This window comes from Bdellovibrio sp. HCB274 (assembly GCF_047306075.1).
In the GTDB taxonomy this organism is placed as follows: domain Bacteria; phylum Bdellovibrionota; class Bdellovibrionia; order Bdellovibrionales; family Bdellovibrionaceae; genus Bdellovibrio.
This window is the reverse complement of sequence record NZ_CP178623.1, coordinates 1,772,789-1,785,694: the sequence shown is the minus strand read 5'-3', so window position 1 is coordinate 1,785,694 and position 12,906 is coordinate 1,772,789. Positions and strand designations below refer to the sequence as shown.

Below are 12,906 nucleotides of genomic sequence, written 5' to 3'. Positions count from 1 at the left end.
TGTATTACTTTGAGACTGAGTCCTGGACCTTAGTGTAAACCACTTCCGCATCCAGATCAGACCACTTGCCACCTTTCATTTGCTTCACCGGCACACGACCTTTCATCACCCGCAGATTCTTGTCTTTTTCGGAGTACCAGAAATGCACCGGGTCCACCAGTGCTGCGATGATGAAACTTGTGGGTTTCATTTGCAGCTCCATCAGCTTTTCACCATTCACTTCCGATTCGCCGACCTTTTTAATTGTGAACCCCACTGTTTCCAGACGATCCCAAACAGCGTAACGAACACCGACCGACTCTCCATTTTGAAACTTGCTCCAGTTGGACAAAACAAAGGGGCCAAAATTAGAGGTGCATAACAAAAGACCTTTATTTTTCTCCTCGGCACTTTTCTTTTTTCCGTCAGCGCCCTGATATTCAAATTTAATTTTATCGCCTTCCACAGAAATTCGTCCGGACTCTCCGGTCTGCGGCCTTACAATTTCATAACTGACAAATTTGTCACCTGCAGCGACACCTTTTTCAGTCACCACCACTTTTCCTTGTGTGTCACGAAACTCTGTCGTCATACGGTTTTCACCGCCCTCCGGAGCAATTTCCAGGTTTAAATCATAGAGCTTTTGCTTTCTCTCAGACTTCAAAGCAAATAGTTCTGCCGCCACTTTTTGCTGCGCAGATAAAGTCAATGGAAACAATAAAATGATCAAACACCGAAGCAAATTTCCCATTTTCAATCTCCTCTTTTCTGTAAATTACCTTGACCAAATTCGAACTCAAACTTAAGGTCTGTCCCCTGCGCTGAAAGGGAAGATGGCAATGAATAAAGCTCAACTCATCGACATCGTGGCTGAACGTACAAAATCCACGAAAGCTCAATCAGAAAATATTCTTGACGCTACCCTTCGTGTCATTCAGGAGGCCTTAAAAAAAGGTGACGAAGTTAAACTTGTTGGCTTTGGAACTTTCTCCAAAGCCACCAGAAAACCCCGTCAGGGCCGCAATCCTAAAACCGGTCAAACCGTTAAAATTCCCAGCGCTCACGTGCCGCGCTTTAAACCAGGTAAAGATCTTAAAGACTCTCTAAACTAAGTTGATCAGATGTAATGCTGGCATAAAACTCAGGTCTATCTTTGACCTGACACCAGCCACTTAAGCCGCTTTTCCAGATCAACTGATACGGTGAAATCTGCCCCGCATTCAACCCCGCTTTGATATCAGCTACCGAATAAGGTCCTTCTTGCAAAGGTGTACCGCCGTTTTGCCCTACCAAGACCACCCATTCCGGCAGTTCTTCATCGATCGGCATTCCCGGTATAAACGACTGCCCTGCGGGGAAAAGTGTAAGCTCAAAAACACCCCACTCTGCCGCTGGCTTCCAAACTTCGCCTTTGCTTTCATCTAAAATCAAATCCTGAAAGCCCACTTCCCCACGATGAATAAAGGCCCGCATTTCTTCCAGACTGAATGGCCCCTGAGGTTTTAAATTCACACTGCGAAACCAGGTTTTTTTCATAACTTTTCCTTTTTACTTTGAAATGGCGCGGGCAATGATTCAACAACTTCAAGAATGCCGTAATAAGCCGCCTCGAAGTTTTTATTCTCCATGGATTTTTGCATAAACGAACTGAGGGTTGCGACCTTCACAAGCTTCTTTTGATAACCGTTAAAAAGCCGCTCTCCCATCATCCCCCCCAGCAAAGTTGCCGCCACCATATAACTCAGTTTTCGGCGAGGACGGGCTTGCAGGCGATGACCAGGCACACCTGTGATCACCATCAATTCATGCATTTTCTGCGCAAGCGCCAGCTGCAGGGCCTCTTTACCAATGTCAGAAGAGTCCTTGTGGGCCAGGCTGGCTTTAATATCCACAATGGTATCGGTCTTCCTTTTGGGATTGATCATTTTTGAACCGAAATAGGCGACGGCTTCCATCCAGATCAAACGCAAAAAATCCTGCGGCATATCCGCAAAAAAGGATTTCGCCTCACTCACCTGCGCATGAATATAGTGCATAGCCAGGGTTGCAGCGTGATTTACAGTTCCGCGCGCCAGATAAGCCGCGCTGATTTCAGGAAGATAAAACGAATTTTCATCCTCGATCAGACGCTGAATCCAAATCTGCTTTTTCGCATCATAGTGTTCTCGCACCTGAGTCCAGAACGAGTCATCATGGGCGGTATAAACCGACAATCCCGACAGCGACACTTTCAGTCCCAATTCCTCAGACATGATTTTCACATAGCGACCGACGTGATCGGTGAAGTCCAACGGCTCATAGTCCGAATCCTCATCGTCCCAGTCTTCGTCTTCATCACCTGTAAAGTGCAAGCCTTCATCATAGGTTTGCTCCAGATACATCAGGTAATTCTGCCACTTCACCCAAGGCGGAACACTCATCAGACAGAACGTATTTCGATTGATACGAATCAAATCCGTACTGCCTTCGGTACCTTTGTTTAACAATTGAAAATACAGCTTGTCGGAATTTTGAAACAGGCTCAGCACCTTTTTCGCAAAAGGCTTCCCCAGATTTTTTTGAATCTCCGCTGGAATGTGGGCCCCCGCCAGATGCAAATCCCCATAGATCACGAAAATCAGACTGTCTGGATAGAGCTTGGTTAGCTCCGCAATCCTCTTACCCGCAAAAACATCCCGGGATTTCAAAGTTGTGGCATTGCGTTTAGCAAAAGATTTATTCAACCCAAAAACAGGAATCTTATGTTTCTGAGCGTAACGCAATATAGGACGATAGTGCTCCCACGGGAAGCCCCAGCGAACTTCCCATTTAATGGCTTTTAAAAAGTCCTTTTCAGAAAGCTTACCCTGCATGAACTTATCAATTTTTGGTTGATCAGCGGCATCAAAAAATTCCACAGCCATAACTGTGGGACGATTTTTAGGAATGTTACGCAGAACCCGCAGTTGCGCCTTTTGCGATTGATGGAGAGCATGAAAGTCCCCCATGAGAACCACTTGAGAATCAGCGATTTGATCCCACAGTTCACCCTGCTGGGCAGATTGCCACTTGCGTGTGAATTCACTTTGATAGGTTTTATGATAACGCATCAACTCCGGGGTGTCTTCCCCCAGGCGATGACGAACTTGTTTCTCCATCTGCAGATAGAGGTCTTTGCGAATGCGAATCCACTTTTGTATGTCGTTCAAAGCTGTCTTCCTTGATAGCGGCTCTAATTTTTACATAAAATTCGTTGATTTCAAACATGATTCTAAGATTCAATAAGGCATGAAAAACACATCAAGCAAAAACCTGTTCCTTCTTGTGGCCATTATTGCGACCCTTATCGCCATCGGCTGTCACACTTACCTGACTCAACACTTCTATGCGGTAAAGTTCGGCACCCTGGAAGGCACATCCTTTTGCAACGTTAGCTCCACTTTCAATTGTGACACTGTAACTGCCAGCAAGTTCGCATCCTTTTTGGGGATTCCGATGGCCATGTGGGGAGTTGCAGCTAACTTGATCCTGCTTTTCCTTTTAAGCATCACTCGTTGGAATCTAACAATGGATCGCGACAAGACATCCCGCTATGCGCTCCTTATGTCAGCTTTGGTTCTAATGGGCTCCGTAGTGATGGGTCTTATTTCCCTGACAGCAATGACAGCTTATTGCCTGGTTTGCATCGGGACTTATGTTCTTTCCCTGATTTCATTCTTTGGCGCCTGGAAAGGTGCTTCAAACCTGTCAGCCCGCAGTCTTATCGAAGATATCAAAGACAGTTTTGTTACAGATAAATGGTTCCTGGGCTGCCTTGTTGCGATTCCAGTTTTCGCTTTCATCGCGAACCTGATGTATGCGGAAAGCAAAGGCTTTGGCGACATTGAGAAAATCTCCAAAGAAAGAGTTGGCTACTGGATGTCTGCACCAGAACAACAATTCGACAACAGCAAAGGCCTGACTTTGCAATTGGGTACTGAGCCTGCAGTTATGACAATCGTTGAATTTGCTGACTTCTTCTGCCCGCATTGCAAACACGCGGCACCCCCAATTCATTCCTTTGTGAAAAGCCACCCGGATGTAAAACTTGTGTTTAAGCCATTCCCTATTGATGGCACTTGCAACAAAGCCGTCACCGGCGGCGGCGATGGTGTTCGCTGCGGTCTTGCAGCTTCTGTATTCTGTGCTGAGAAAATCGCACAAAAGGGCTGGGCTGCTCACGACTTCATCTTTGAAAAACAGGCTGAATTCATGGGGGCACCGATTTTAGATAAACTATTGGATCAAGTTGCAACGAGCACTGGAATCGCAGCTGACGAACTTAAAAAATGCTCCAACGATCCTGCAACACTGGAACTGATTGGCTCCATGGCAAAAGAAGGAGAAGTTGCGCAGATCCAGGGAACACCGACTGTTTTTGTGAATGGAAAGCTTCTAACGGGCGGACAATCTAAACCAGTCCTTGAAGAAACTTACCGAGCTATCAAAAAGTAGAATAAAAAAAAGCCACCCCCCAGGGTGGCTTTTTTCGTTAAAGGCCGACTAAGCCAACCAACCAGTTGGCGAGCCTGCCAAAGGCATCATCGAAAACAATCACACTTGTTTGAGCCAGACCATTTACGATATCCAGCCAGAACCCCAGAATGATAATTCCCAAGGAAGCCGCACACAGCGCTCTGACCACATAAATCGTCGAGCGAGCATCTGCGATACGCAAATCAGTTTGAATTTTCTCAATAGTTTTAAGAATGTACTGAAGCTCTTTAAAGTGCTCTTTAAATTTCTCGCGCAGCTCTTGTTGTTTTGCACGGGTTAAAGAGTTAATCCCCGGAAAACCTCTTTTTGCTTTGATCGCATAAATAAGGTCAATTCCATGATGAATATAACGTGTCACTTTACCTTTAAAATCAGGATAGTCCGAAGGAGCTTCTAAAAAGTCTTTCAACTCTTCAATGGCGCGGTCATATCGCTCTGCCAGCACCCAAGTCAGAATTTTATAGCGAAACGACTCGGGATTCCCCAAATCAGATCGATCCACCGTGCCCATATCAAACAGGCCCGTATCATCGAGTTTCTTAATTTCAGTCGCCATAGCGGCATTGTCTTTAATTGCTGGAACAGCCATGGATAGCTTTTCGGATTTTCTGAATAAAGTATAAAGCCCATTTCACCCCACCTTGGTCCAGTCTTAAGCCTTTGGTTTGACGGACCTGCCTCATATTGAGAAACTAGATTTAGGGCGACCTAGACTTCATGGAGGAGGGCTATGGACACCGAACAATTCCAAAGCGCTAAATTAGGACATCTAGACTTCGAATTCGAACAACCGAATGCGATGGCTTCAATTCCACTACCGGACGAGCTCCCAAAAAGAGCCGATGTCAGTCATTTACCCAAAGAAATATTGAAATCTTCAACGGTGGAAAATCTTATTTCTCAAAATGAAGATTTAATGGCACGCCTTAAAGTTGCGATCCGCCGCCTTTCTTTGCTGGAAAATGAAAATCAAAAACTCAGCGAAGAATCCGCAAAGGCACGACTTTCTCAGTCTTCCGTCACAGATCAAATCCTGGTCTGGAGAGAAAAAGACAACATGTGGAAACACAAGGTTGATCAGATCGAGCGCGAAAAAGAAGTGCAAACTGAAAAGCTTCGCGCTCTTCAAGAAAAAGTTCAGAACATGAACGCGGATTTGGTGCGCCATCAAAAATATCACGATCGCATCAAAACTCAGGTTAAGCCTTATATTTCTCAATTGAAGGAATACTCAGCCGCTCAAGATATTCGCGTGAGTGAACTGGAAGCTGACCTGAATCACAAGGAAGCCTTGCTTCGTGATTTGCGCCATCAAGTGATCGAAGTCACCAAAAATGCCCGCTACCAGGTTGAGACTTCTGAAAAGAAAACTCAAGAGATGGTTCAGCATTACGAGGACCAAATCGCAGTGATGTCCAAAGAACTTCAAGTGCTACATCAAGCTCAAGAAGATCTTGAAGTTAAAACTGCAAAACTTCATTCTGCGTTGGAACGACAAGACACTCTGGAAAATGAATTGGTTGTCGTTCGTCGAAGCAAAGAAGAAGTTCGTCACCGCCTAGAACAGGAAATCAACCGCCAGCAAGAGCGCATGACGGAGCTTACGCGTCAGAATCAAAAATTGGGCGTAGAGCATGCTGACCTGCAAATTCGCGTGGTTCAGGATCAGGAAGTTATTCAGAAACTGGAAAGAGAAAATCGCCAGTATTTTGAGCAATTGGAAAGCCTTCGCTACATGTGGAATGCGAAGAACGAAGAAAATGAAAAACTCAAGGTTGCAGCGGCCGCATTGGAACGCCTAAACCTTGAGCTCAGTCAGAAACTAAACGATTTAAGAAAGCCCTAGAAGGACTGCAAAGCGCCTTCAATACTTTCATGAACTTCCAGCGCCGGACATTGGGAAAATGCGAAAAGGCGCTGGAAATCAGGTGTTAATCCCGCAATTTTCACATTCAACTGCTTCTCGACATTCAGTTCATTCAACAAACCAAAGAATGATTGAATCCCTGAAGAACCCACGAAATTCAGATTTTTCATGCAGAATACAACCTTCTTGTCTGCCAAAGTGGTCAGGCATGCTTTTTTGAAGGATTGAGTCTTTTCAATCTCGATGCGCCCACTTAAAGAAATGATTGTAATATCCCCGTCCAAAACGAGTTTTAATTCCATGGAAATCCCTTTCTGCACTTCATTATCCAGATACTTAACGGTTTAAATTCATGCCGTTTTGAGTCCAAATTTCAGGCTCGACAAAGGGCTAAAGACTCCCTACCATAGTTTGGTGCAACTTTGTTCGTTCATCTTGTTATTAGCTCTAATCATGTCCTACGCGACACCTTCTGCGGCTCAGACCGTAGAAACACCTGCAGCAAAAATTCAGGGTATTTTGCTTAATGCTGACAGCATGTTCCGTGATAACGAGAAAGAAACCGTTGAACTCGAAGGCAATGTTCAGATCGTATATCAAGGGCAGCACATCAAAGCGGACAAAGCCACAGTCCAGTTGCGCACACATCGCGCAGAGCTTTACGGCAACGTAGAAATCAGCGACATGAAAAACACCATCGCTGGTTCCCACGTGAAACTCGATTATGAAAATAACACCGGCATTATTTATAATGGTTATGTTTCTTCCGGCCCGGTGGCTTTTTCAGGAAGTGTACTTGAAAAAACCGGCCCTCAGGAATTCATCGTCAGCGATGCGGATTACACGACCTGTACAAACTGCCCGGCGTCTTGGAGCTTCTCTGGTTCTACAGTCCGTGCTGAAATGGGCGGCTACGCTTATATTAAAAATGCGATTCTACGCATCTCTGACATTCCAGTATTCTGGTTTCCGTACCTGGTCGTTCCACTAAAAAGTGATCGTCAATCCGGTGTTCTAACACCCGGTTTCGAATTGTCAGACAAAGGGGGCTTCACGGCCTACCTTCCTTATTTCTGGGCGATCTCGCGCAGCACTGATGCAACGATCACCTTAAAGAACTACGAAAAGCGTGGTCTTAAGGGAATGCTGGAGTATCGCTATGCTTTAAATGAAGACAGCGAGGGCACACTTTCCACGGCCAGCGTGTACGACAAATCTTTCGGTAACGACCAACTTTTAAATCGATTCCGCGCTCCCAACGAACAGGGTCAACCCCTTGATCGCTGGTACGTAAAGTACGATCATTACTACGACATGCCGGGAAGTTATATTCATCGCTCCAGCATCAATCTTGCGAGCGACTTGCAGTACCCCAAGGACTTCCCGCTTGAAACTATGAATTACGGTGATTCTGCAATGGAGAGCCGTGTTTCAGTGACCAAGAATCAAAAAGACACCCACTTCAGTGTGGATACATCTTATTACTACAATCTTTTGCAATCGAATCCACTTTCCAATAACGAAGATGCCGTCCACCGCCTGCCGGAAATTCGCTGGTCCCAGGTGGAAAAAAATATCGGCGAATCGAATTTCGTCTATACTTTGAATCTGGATTACGTGAACTTTACCCGCAGTGGTCAAGCCTATGACGACATGGTTTACTACACGGATCCCACGAATGGTAACCGCATTCGCTATGTTAAGAACTCCTGCAACACACCAAAGTGGTCTGACAATCCAAACTGTCACAAAGAATACGATGGCACCTACGACCCAGACACAGATTTAATTCGTACGGGTCAGCGCCTGGATTTCGTTCCGACGTTGTCTTATCCAATCAAAGTCATGGATGGCATCGATGTATTGCCACGCGTGAGTTACCGCGAAACCCACTACAGCTTTGAAGTGGGTGACGAAAAATACTACGTGCGCAGATACGCGCGCACCGAGCTTGCGGGCCGCATGGATTTTAGTCGCATCTATGGCGATCGCATTGATGCCAAAGCCACGCGCATTAAACACGAAATCATTCCTGAAATTTCCTACACTAATATTCCGTGGATTGATCAGGGGCCTCATCCTTTCTATGGACAAGGCCAGACCAATGATGCTCCCTACACATCGACAGATTCCATTTCGGATTTGGATTTGGGCTCTGATTACGGCTTGCAGTTCGACTACACCGACCGCGTTTACGACCGCAATCTGATGACTTTGTCTCTGACGAATAAATTGATTCGTAAATCCTGGGTGGGAGATCGTCCTGAGTATCAGCAGATTGGTTATCTGAAGCTCGCACAATCCTATGACGGCACTCAAAACAATAAATCCCAGGCAGAGCCCTGGTCTGATTTAAGTGCCATCCTGGATGTGCGCCTGCCACGATTCCAGACCTATTCGATTTTCAACTACTACCCCTATCACGGCGTCACCAATGCCTCATCCCGTGTGCGTGCGCTGAATGAAAAAGGCCAGTTCGCGCAAGTGGCACTGACTCAACAATATAAGATTGCACCGGGCAAAGCCGTTGATGAATCCAGCAGAACTGAAGACTGGACATTTTCTGCGGGCTTTATTTCCCGCTACATCAACTTAATGGGTCGCTTGGTTTACGATGCCAACACCCAAAACTCCGGCGTGAGAAATCCAAAATCCTGGGCCTACATCGCACAATTTAAACCACCGGGCGACTGCTGGATGATCACTTTCATCCAAGACCAAATCACCGGCGGTGATACAAATCTACGATTGAATTTCGAGTTCAACTTCGACGGAAACCTGAAACCCCCAATTCCACCAGAAGCACTGGATCAGTTCGGTTTCTAATCAGGTAATGTCATCGATAATGGTGATCTCGCCAAAGCGAGTGACAAAGGCCCAATGAACTTCAACCAGACAGTTAAAGCGCGAAGCTAAAAACGTCGCAGCTCCCCGCAGGCGGTATTTTTGTCGTGGCGAAATTCGCGCATTATAGAATGTGGCTTGATTCGCGGTTTTTACTTCCACCATCAGCAGATTTTTTCGATCGGGAGTTTTAAAGAGCAAATCGATTTCCGCAAAGGGTGTTTTCACCCTTTGTTTCAGAAGCAGATAATTTCGATTGATATAATATTTAGAAACGAATTCTTCGGATTGGACGCCACGCTCGTGCGCCCAATAGACTTTTTTAACTGACGTATTCTTTAACACCGGCGAAGGACTTGCGGTGTTGTTCGCAAGGTCCATGCTCGACGATGGTTTTTTTGTGTACCGGGGTTGAGTAACCTTTGTGCGCTTCAAATCCATAAGCCGGGTATTTCGCTCCTAACTCTTTCATCAAGTTATCACGAGCTACTTTTGCCACAATCGATGCCGCCGAAATCGGCGCCGCACGAAGGTCCCCTTGAATCACTGTGGTTTGCTGGAAGCCTGTCAGCTTTGGAATCTTCTGATTCCCATCCACCAACACGTGTCCGCCACTGACACCCAAAGCCTCAATAGCGCGCTTCATAGCCAGCAACGAGGCCTGCAGGATATTTAACTCGTCGATCTCCTCAACGCTTGCAGATCCGATACCCACTTTATGTTTTTGCTTAATCAACGCCGACAATTCTTCGCGACGCTCTTCGGACAGAAGTTTTGAATCTGTAACCAGATCCTGTAATTCTGCGGATTCGAAAATCACCGCTGCCGCAAACACCGGTCCTGCCAGGCATCCACGCCCTACTTCATCCACACCGATAATAGGTGTCGGCAAAAATTCCTGCCACTCCACCTTTGGAAGAGCAGAGTTCTTTTTTGGCTTCGCCGCTTTCTTGGCTTTAACAACGGTCAACGACTTCGCGGTACGGGATGACTTTTCAGCGGTCGCATACTTCACGGCCTTACCTGCAGTTTTTGCCGCAGAGGATTTCCCCGTGATTTTGGATTTTTTCGCTGATGATTTGCTTTGTTTTGCCATGTCCGTTTATCCGCCGTTTTGCTGAATTACCATGTTGCTAAATCGGGGTGATTTTAGACAGAGGAGATTCCAGTGGTCACTGGAAAAAAGAAAAAGACCTGGCTCGTCAGAACCAGGTCTTTGAAAATTTCATTTACAGAAAATTTCGGGAATCTAAGACTACTCAGCAGCAGAAACTGGAGAAGCCAATTCAGATTCGATTTTCGCAGCTTTACCAGAAAGTTTGCGAAGGAAGTAAAGTTTAGAACGACGAACTTTACCGATGTTAACCAATTCAACTTTGTCCAATGCTGGAGAGTTGAACGGGAAAGTTCTTTCTACGCCAACACCTGCAGAGATTTTACGAACTGTGAAAGATTTCGCAGCGCCTGCACCTTGGATTTTAGTTACGATGCCTTTGTAAAGCTGAACACGTTCTTTCTCACCCTCTTTAACTTTAACGTAAACGTTAACAGTGTCACCAGAGTCGAAAGATTGGATGTTTTTGTTAGCAGCTTTAATGCTTACGCGACGAACCAGGTTAGTTTCTTTAACTTCAGATTTTGCTTTTACAGTCTTTTTTACAGCTTTAGCCATTGCTTAGTCCCTTATGCCAATCAAATTTTCACAAAAAGTAAAACAAGGGTCTACCATGGACCCATTACGCGGTCAAGACAGATACTTACTGCCGATCTTACAGAAAGATGGCGGTAATCTTGCGGGGGAGCTCCCCGAATGCTTTCTAATACTCCGGAGCAGGATCTTAGAAGCTCTGTTGTCATGCCGTTACCAGTACCAAATAACATGAATACGGGCTTTTTTTCTACGTGCATTTCGTGACGCAGCTCGCTAAACGAGTACTTTTTTAAGCCCTCTTCCCGGGCCGAAGTCGAAATTAACAGAGTCCCAGGAGTATTCCAATCTTCAATGGCCTTCTCCACGCTCTCAATTGCTTTTACTGAGCCCAAAGCCGTCTTTCTCATCGGATTGTACTTTGCCCCTTGCCCTGTGCGCCAGTGATCCAATACACGGTCCACAAACATCAACTGCTCTTTCATCGGATGAATGATGTAATATTTTTCCACCCCGAAAGTCTGAGCCGCTCTCGCAATATCATGGATATCAAAATTCGTGATATTGGTCGCCACTGTTTTGTTCTGACGATCCCGCACCGGATAATGAACCAGGCCAATCGCCAGGCGTGGAACGTAAGTCGAATTTTCAGCCATTGAAATCTTCCTCACCAAGTTCTGATAAGCCCAATGTGCGGCGATCAGTCTCGGACAAATTCATCCAAAATTTTTTCAGCTCCTTCAACGGAGCTTCAGTCTTTTTCTTTTTTAAAGAACGGTATTTTTCATTCTCAGTTTCAAGATATTCCTGAAACAGGTCCGGACGCTTTACCAGTGTGACCAAAGCAGAAACTTTGTCTTTCCACTCCCCGATCAGCTTGTGATTTCCACCCAATAGAATTTCCGGCACTTCAACTCCCGCAAACTCCCGCGGTCGAGTGAAGTTAGGGTGCTCCAAGAGCCCCGCAGAGAAGCTGTCCTTGTCTGCACTCTCGTTATGTCCCAAAACCCCAGGGATAAAGCGTGAGAGCGCATCAACCACCACCAAAGCACCAAGCTCCCCGCCTGACAGAACATAATCCCCAATAGAGATTTCCTCGTCGACGTAGGAGTTAATAATTCTCTGATCGATACCGCCATAGCGGCCACAAATCAAAACCAGGTGTTCCGCTTTCGCCAGCTCCCGGGCCTTTTCATCAGTCAGCACACTTCCTTGTGGAGACATGTAAATGACCTTTGAATTTTTATGTTTCACTTTGCCGATTGTTTTTTCCAGGGTCTCAGCCAGCATAATCATACCGTCGCCACCACCGAAAGGACGATCATCCACAGTCTTGTGGCGATCAGAAGCAAACTCACGAGGTGTGTGAGCCTGGACTTCGAGGCGATCACTCTTCAGAGCTTGCCCCAGAACGCCGTATGAGACAGCATTCTGAATCATCTCAGGGAAAAGAGTGATCACATCAACTTTTAGCATTTACTTGTTCTCTAGTTCGAACAAGCCCTCTGGCAAATCCATCACCACGGCTTGGTGCTTGAAATCGATTTTTTTGATGAAAGCATCCACGAATGGAACTTCAAATTTTTTGCCATTCACTTCCACAACCAAAAGGTCCTGAACACCGTTGCTGGAGAAATCCACGATTTCACCGATGGTGTTTTGTTCCGGGTCTTTCAATTTGAAGTTTTTGATTTCAGAAAGATAGATTGTTTCGCCTGGTTTAGAGACCATCAATTCCTCTTCGATCAGGAATTCCATGTGCTCAACTCCCTCAGCAGCCGTGCGATCTGCGATTTCCGCAGCTTTCACGATCAGACCTTTTTTAAAAGGCTTCGTGCGTTCTACAGTGTATTCACTGGTAGATCCGTCTTTACCTTGCAGAGTGAATTTCTTCATGCGCTTTGCCCAGGCGATCTCGCCTGAAAAAATAAGAACGTACAGGTCGCCCTTTAAGCCATGCGCTTCTCTGACTTTACCAACTAATTTCATACTTACCTCAAGAAACAGAAAGGGGTTGTGTAACACAACCCCTTCCCTAAGAATCGAAAATTTA

The 12,906-nt window shown here is 45.8% G+C and carries 15 protein-coding genes; 4 read left to right on the top strand and 11 right to left on the bottom strand.

Annotated elements, in window-relative coordinates; all coding sequences use genetic code 11:
• Positions 1–4: 4 nt before the first annotated feature.
• Positions 5–730, bottom strand: coding sequence for a hypothetical protein (locus ACLWNV_RS08745; protein WP_413587545.1), 726 nt, complete (start codon positions 728–730; stop codon positions 5–7).
• 88 nt (positions 731–818) lie between these two features.
• Here ACLWNV_RS08745 and ACLWNV_RS08740 point away from each other — a divergent pair, with 88 nt between their 5' ends.
• Positions 819–1,091 carry an HU family DNA-binding protein gene (locus ACLWNV_RS08740; RefSeq protein ID WP_413587544.1) on the top strand — a complete coding sequence of 91 codons (273 nt, stop codon included), beginning with the start codon at positions 819–821 and terminating at the stop codon, positions 1,089–1,091.
• Here ACLWNV_RS08740 and ACLWNV_RS08735 read toward each other — a convergent pair.
• Complete coding sequence (locus ACLWNV_RS08735) at positions 1,072–1,515, bottom strand: GYF domain-containing protein (RefSeq protein ID WP_413587543.1); 444 nt, start codon at positions 1,513–1,515, stop codon at positions 1,072–1,074. The two genes, ACLWNV_RS08740 and ACLWNV_RS08735, sit on opposite strands and share 20 nt — an antisense overlap.
• Positions 1,512–3,167, bottom strand: coding sequence for a ChaN family lipoprotein (locus tag ACLWNV_RS08730; protein WP_413587542.1), 1,656 nt, complete (start codon positions 3,165–3,167; stop codon positions 1,512–1,514). The genes ACLWNV_RS08735 and ACLWNV_RS08730 overlap by 4 nt, the downstream gene beginning before the upstream one ends.
• Before the next feature lie 79 nt (positions 3,168–3,246).
• Between ACLWNV_RS08730 and ACLWNV_RS08725 the strand changes: the two genes are divergently transcribed.
• On the top strand, positions 3,247–4,452 hold the full coding sequence (locus ACLWNV_RS08725; RefSeq protein ID WP_413587541.1) for a DsbA family protein: 1,206 nt from the start codon (positions 3,247–3,249) through the stop codon (positions 4,450–4,452).
• Between the two features lie 37 nt (positions 4,453–4,489).
• Here the strand turns inward: ACLWNV_RS08725 and ACLWNV_RS08720 are convergent, their stop codons facing one another.
• Entirely contained in the window at positions 4,490–5,083 is a 594-nt protein-coding gene (locus ACLWNV_RS08720) for a hypothetical protein (protein ID WP_413587540.1), read from the bottom strand.
• Positions 5,084–5,224: 141 nt separating this feature from the next.
• On the opposite strand from ACLWNV_RS08720, the gene ACLWNV_RS08715 reads away from it, so the two are divergent.
• On the top strand, positions 5,225–6,340 hold the full coding sequence (locus ACLWNV_RS08715) for a hypothetical protein (protein WP_413587539.1): 1,116 nt from the start codon (positions 5,225–5,227) through the stop codon (positions 6,338–6,340).
• Here the strand turns inward: ACLWNV_RS08715 and ACLWNV_RS08710 are convergent.
• Entirely contained in the window at positions 6,337–6,663 is a 327-nt protein-coding gene (locus ACLWNV_RS08710; RefSeq protein WP_413587538.1) for an STAS domain-containing protein, read from the bottom strand. The genes ACLWNV_RS08715 and ACLWNV_RS08710 overlap by 4 nt on opposite strands.
• Positions 6,664–6,814: 151 nt before the next feature.
• On the opposite strand from ACLWNV_RS08710, the gene ACLWNV_RS08705 reads away from it, so the two are divergent.
• Entirely contained in the window at positions 6,815–9,187 is a 2,373-nt protein-coding gene (locus tag ACLWNV_RS08705; protein ID WP_413587537.1) for an LPS-assembly protein LptD, read from the top strand.
• Here the strand turns inward: ACLWNV_RS08705 and ACLWNV_RS08700 are convergent, their stop codons facing one another.
• From ACLWNV_RS08700 to rimM, 6 genes are all read right to left on the bottom strand, one after another.
• Entirely contained in the window at positions 9,188–9,586 is a 399-nt protein-coding gene (locus ACLWNV_RS08700) for a YraN family protein (protein ID WP_413587536.1), read from the bottom strand.
• Entirely contained in the window at positions 9,528–10,301 is a 774-nt protein-coding gene (locus ACLWNV_RS08695; protein ID WP_413587535.1) for a ribonuclease HII, read from the bottom strand. Before ACLWNV_RS08695 ends, ACLWNV_RS08700 begins: the two co-directional genes overlap by 59 nt.
• A 159-nt stretch (positions 10,302–10,460) precedes the next feature.
• Positions 10,461–10,877, bottom strand: coding sequence for a 50S ribosomal protein L19 (gene rplS / locus ACLWNV_RS08690; RefSeq protein WP_413587534.1), 417 nt, complete (start codon positions 10,875–10,877; stop codon positions 10,461–10,463).
• A 50-nt stretch (positions 10,878–10,927) separates the two neighbouring features.
• Positions 10,928–11,509, bottom strand: coding sequence for an RNA methyltransferase (locus ACLWNV_RS08685; protein ID WP_413587533.1), 582 nt, complete (start codon positions 11,507–11,509; stop codon positions 10,928–10,930).
• On the bottom strand, positions 11,502–12,329 hold the full coding sequence (gene trmD / locus ACLWNV_RS08680; protein ID WP_413587532.1) for a tRNA (guanosine(37)-N1)-methyltransferase TrmD: 828 nt from the start codon (positions 12,327–12,329) through the stop codon (positions 11,502–11,504). The genes ACLWNV_RS08685 and trmD overlap by 8 nt, the downstream gene beginning before the upstream one ends.
• The gene (gene rimM, locus ACLWNV_RS08675) at positions 12,330–12,842 is read right to left on the bottom strand and encodes a ribosome maturation factor RimM (protein ID WP_413587531.1); all 513 of its coding nucleotides are present in this window, start codon (positions 12,840–12,842) and stop codon (positions 12,330–12,332) included. It lies immediately after the preceding gene.
• Between the last annotated feature and the right edge of the window lie 64 nt (positions 12,843–12,906).

What these genes read in the sequence shown, in the direction of transcription:
- ACLWNV_RS08695 (WP_413587535.1), bottom strand. Translation starts at nt 10,301, where the DNA reads ATGGCAAAACAAAGCAAATCATCAGCGAAAAAATCCAAAATCACGGGG.
- ACLWNV_RS08685 (WP_413587533.1), bottom strand. Translation starts at nt 11,509, where the DNA reads ATGGCTGAAAATTCGACTTACGTTCCACGCCTGGCGATTGGCCTGGTT.
- ACLWNV_RS08735 (WP_413587543.1), bottom strand. Translation starts at nt 1,515, where the DNA reads ATGAAAAAAACCTGGTTTCGCAGTGTGAATTTAAAACCTCAGGGGCCA.
- ACLWNV_RS08715 (WP_413587539.1), top strand. Translation starts at nt 5,225, where the DNA reads ATGGACACCGAACAATTCCAAAGCGCTAAATTAGGACATCTAGACTTC.
- ACLWNV_RS08740 (WP_413587544.1), top strand. Translation starts at nt 819, where the DNA reads ATGAATAAAGCTCAACTCATCGACATCGTGGCTGAACGTACAAAATCC.
- ACLWNV_RS08710 (WP_413587538.1), bottom strand. Translation starts at nt 6,663, where the DNA reads ATGGAATTAAAACTCGTTTTGGACGGGGATATTACAATCATTTCTTTA.
- ACLWNV_RS08705 (WP_413587537.1), top strand. Translation starts at nt 6,815, where the DNA reads ATGTCCTACGCGACACCTTCTGCGGCTCAGACCGTAGAAACACCTGCA.
- ACLWNV_RS08720 (WP_413587540.1), bottom strand. Translation starts at nt 5,083, where the DNA reads ATGGCTGTTCCAGCAATTAAAGACAATGCCGCTATGGCGACTGAAATT.
- rimM (WP_413587531.1), bottom strand. Translation starts at nt 12,842, where the DNA reads ATGAAATTAGTTGGTAAAGTCAGAGAAGCGCATGGCTTAAAGGGCGAC.
- ACLWNV_RS08745 (WP_413587545.1), bottom strand. Translation starts at nt 730, where the DNA reads ATGGGAAATTTGCTTCGGTGTTTGATCATTTTATTGTTTCCATTGACT.
- ACLWNV_RS08725 (WP_413587541.1), top strand. Translation starts at nt 3,247, where the DNA reads ATGAAAAACACATCAAGCAAAAACCTGTTCCTTCTTGTGGCCATTATT.
- rplS (WP_413587534.1), bottom strand. Translation starts at nt 10,877, where the DNA reads ATGGCTAAAGCTGTAAAAAAGACTGTAAAAGCAAAATCTGAAGTTAAA.
- trmD (WP_413587532.1), bottom strand. Translation starts at nt 12,329, where the DNA reads ATGCTAAAAGTTGATGTGATCACTCTTTTCCCTGAGATGATTCAGAAT.
- ACLWNV_RS08700 (WP_413587536.1), bottom strand. Translation starts at nt 9,586, where the DNA reads ATGGACCTTGCGAACAACACCGCAAGTCCTTCGCCGGTGTTAAAGAAT.